This is a genomic window from Pseudoalteromonas sp. TAB23 (assembly GCF_000498075.1).
GTDB lineage: Bacteria > Pseudomonadota > Gammaproteobacteria > Enterobacterales > Alteromonadaceae > Pseudoalteromonas > Pseudoalteromonas arctica.
Window position 1 is genome coordinate 1 of the sequence record NZ_AUTP01000114.1, and the last position, 3,914, is coordinate 3,914.

Here is a 3,914-nt window from a genome sequence, read left to right on the forward strand (position 1 = left end):
GGCTGTCATCGTAACGTTAATTTTGCTCGGCCGATATCTCGAAAATAAAGCAAAGGGTCGCACTTCACTCGCGATTCAACGACTAGTTACTATGCAGGCAAAAACGGCCCGTGTTTATCGTCAAGGTAGTTTGATAGACCTACCGATTACTTCATTGATATCTGGCGATATTGTAGAGGTTCGCCCTGGGGAAAATATTCCAGTAGACGGCAACATAGTAGAAGGCACAAGTTATATCGACGAAGCTATGATCACTGGTGAACCCGTACCCGTGGCAAAAAATATCGGATCTAACGTTGTTGGTGGCACCATCAATCAAACGGGGGCACTTACCATTGAAACCACAGCCGTGGGAGATAAGACAGTACTGGCACAAATCATCCGTATGGTCGAACAAGCACAAGGCTCCAAGTTACCTATTCAGGCTCTGGTTGATCGTGTAACCCTGTGGTTTGTACCACTGGTTATGGCTATGGCTACGCTTACCTTTGCAATATGGTCTATTTTTGGCCCTGAGCCAGTACTAACTTTCGCGCTAATAAATGCCGTCGCGGTATTAATTATTGCCTGTCCCTGTGCTATGGGACTAGCCACCCCTACATCGATAATGATCGCAACGGGGCGTGGTGCTGAAGTGGGGGTATTATTTAGAAAAGGCGAAGGTTTACAGCTTTTAAAGCAAGCTAAAGTTGTTGCTCTTGATGGGGTTCTAGGGATTTTCCCCTCTAAAGTAACATAAATCGCCATACTCACCATATTTAAAGGCATACAAAGGTGGGTTACTTCTCCAAAGTATGGCAAATTATGAGGTTAACAACCCCTTAAACTTAATTTAATTCCTATGGCTATAAAAAACGAACTATCAATTCTTACCAAAGCTGAGCAGCTTGATCTATATTCTCCGCCGCTATTATCACTTGAACAACAACGATTGTATTTTACGCCAAACGAGATCGAGTTAACAGAGTTGAAAAGTATTCGCCTAAGGAACCACCGATGCTATTTCATTGCGTTATTAGGGTATTTTAAGTCTAAGCCTGTGATTCTTTCACCTAGCTTTAACCTCATCTTTGACGATATGCAGTTTATTTCAACGCAAGTTCAAGGAGGCAAAGGGATCAGGCCTTTCAGCATTAATAAGATGCAGCGTGACCGTATATATCAAAGAATACTGAGGTTATTAAACTATCAGAAATGGGACGAAAGTCTGCACTTTGCGCCGCTGTACGAACATCTTGTTATGGTCGGCAAAGCTTGGCTTGAGCCTCGTTATCTATTCGATGCAGCCGCTGAATATCTAGCAACGCATAGAATTGCCATCCCTAAATATACTGTCTTACAAAAGCTTATCAGTCGTGTTATCCAACAGGTCAAGAAGGCGTTAAATAATAAGCTTCGTATTCATGTTTCATCTGAACTACACGGATTTCTAAATACTATTATCGATGACAAAGATGGGCTCTCCTTAAGCCAGCTTCGAGCCGGTGCAAAAAGCGTTATGGTGACAGAGCTAAAAAAAGAACTGACGGTGTATCATCAGTTACAGCCTTATACAAGACAGATTGATAATGCTGTTAAGGGCTTAGCCTTATCGTCTAAAAACCAACAACACTTCGGTGAAATGGTGGATTATTATGGCAGTAAACTAAAACGCTTTAAGCGTCCACAGCAACACCTATGGTTGCTGTGTTTTCTGACTCAACGCATACGGCAAAGCCTAGAGCGATTGGCTGATGGGTTTATTCATCATATCCGTAAACAACAAGAAGCTGCGCATGCGTTTGCCCAACAGGCAGTGTTTGACTCATGGAGGTCAGCTGCAGACAATGTCACCAAAGCCGCAGAATTACTGCATCTGTTTGTTGATGACAGTATCGACGATAATCAACCATTTGCAACGGTTAGGCAACAAGCATTAAGTGTAATGAATAACCAAGATATAGAAACGCTATGCCTGTACTTAAAAAAGCAAAAACGCACGGTAGAAGAATATCAATGGCAATATTATGATGATCAAAACGGGTTAATTGAGCAGTTATTAAGGCCCGTGTTTCTATGTCTTGAATGCCAAGCAGGTAAAGGCTCAGAAGCATTAGTGACCCAGCTCAAAACCACAAAAACAGAACTATTAGCAGGTAATACATTGCAAACAATGGATAGTACACTTATCCAACAAAAACATCGTCCATGGTTAATTAACAAGGATGTTGTTCATCCACAGCGATACGAATGGTTGCTTTACCGTCAACTGGCTTCTCGGCTTAATGGTCGAATTTACTTATCAAACGTCACTAAATATCGTGCGCTAGAAGACGACTTAATTGCATCGTCAATACAGCCTGATCTATTGGCATCATCAACATTGGAAAAGCTAAAGCAGCCGATTCAGAAGCTACTGCAAGTAAAACAAATACGCTTAACAACATCCCTAGAAGATGTTGCTCGTCACATTGATAATGGTGATAACCGCAATGTGATCATGAAGAGCCGAAGTGGCACACGATGGCGACTGCCAGTTAAAGGCTCCCAATCACTTGTCAACAACCCTTTCTTTAAACAAATGATCCCCGTCAGTATTGCTGATGTGTTGCGTTATGTTGAACAAGAAACCAACTTTATGCAATGCTTCGCACACGTGCTGCCAATACAAAAACAAGTAGGCGCCAATCAGGATGATTTATTGGCTATTCTAATTGCGAATGCGACACATCGCGGCGTATATGGGATGGCACAAATATCTGATCGCAGTTATGAGCATCTAAGCACTATACAAGCTAATTATATTAGGCCTGAAACCTTGCAAGAGGCTAGTGATATCATCAATAACGCAGTAGCGGCACTCCCTATTTTCCGCCACTATCACATCCAAGAAGACGTCCTGCACGCCAGTACCGATGGGCAAAAATTTGAAACTCACCTTGAGACTTTTAAAACTCGCTACTCCTCGAAATACTTCGGCACCAACAAAGGTATTACGGCCATGACGTTAGTTGCCAATCATAGTGCGTTAAATGCCCGTATCATAGGATCTAATGAGCATGAGTCCCATTATATTTACGACTTACTACAATCTAATACTAGTGATCTTAAGCCAGATGTCCTCTCAACCGACACCCATGGTGTTAATCATGTTAATTATGCCTTATTGGATTTATGCGGTTATAGTTTTGCGCCTAGGTATGCTCAGTTCACCAGTGTGATCAATGACCTATTTAACGTAACTGAAAGCGACGACGGAAACACGCATCTGGCGCTGAAAAAGCCGATAAAAATGAATGTGATTGAAGAAGGCTGGCAGGATATTCAGCGTATTGTGTTATCCCTTCAAGAAAAACGCACAACACAGGCATTGCTAGTACGCAAATTATCTGGTTATCCATCTAGACACCCTATATTACAAGCATTAACGGAATATAATAGGCTCATCAAAGCCCAATATTTACTTGATTATATTGATGATGCAAGTCTGCGCCAATATGTTCAACGAGCACTGAACCGAGGCGAAGCCTGGCATTTCCTCAGGCGAGCTATTGCATCGGTCAATCGTGACCAGTTCCGTGGAAAAAACGAATCAGAAATAGTCGTCTGGAACGAGTGTGCCCGTTTGACGGCAAATGCTATTATCTACTTTAACTCGATGATCCTAAGTCATCTATTACTGCACTTTGAAGAAGTTGGTGACGAGGAAAAAGCAGCAATAACTCGACAAGTATCACCCGTTGCATGGCAGAACATTAATCTGAGCGGCACTTATCAGTTCGCTAGTAACCGCAAACTACCTGATTTACAGGAAATAACTAGGCCTATTGTTGAAAATGAAGTCTAAAATGAAAGGTAACCCAGCTCCACAAGCCATTAACTGCGAGGGTTGTGGCGATTTATGTTACTTTAGAGGGGAAAATCCCTAGAACCCC

General features: G+C 42.2%; 1 protein-coding gene and 1 pseudogene. Both read left to right on the top strand.

Translation table 11 applies throughout. From position 1 onward, the window contains the following. A pseudogene (locus L654_RS0103155) lies at window positions 1-703 on the top strand (HAD-IC family P-type ATPase); the annotation flags it as partial. A gap of 138 nt (window positions 704-841) precedes the next feature. Beyond that, the gene (locus L654_RS0103160; RefSeq protein WP_008126957.1) at window positions 842-3,826 is read left to right on the top strand and encodes a Tn3-like element ISKox2 family transposase; all 2,985 of its coding nucleotides are present in this window, start codon (window positions 842-844) and stop codon (window positions 3,824-3,826) included. Window positions 3,827-3,914 lie beyond the last annotated feature (88 nt).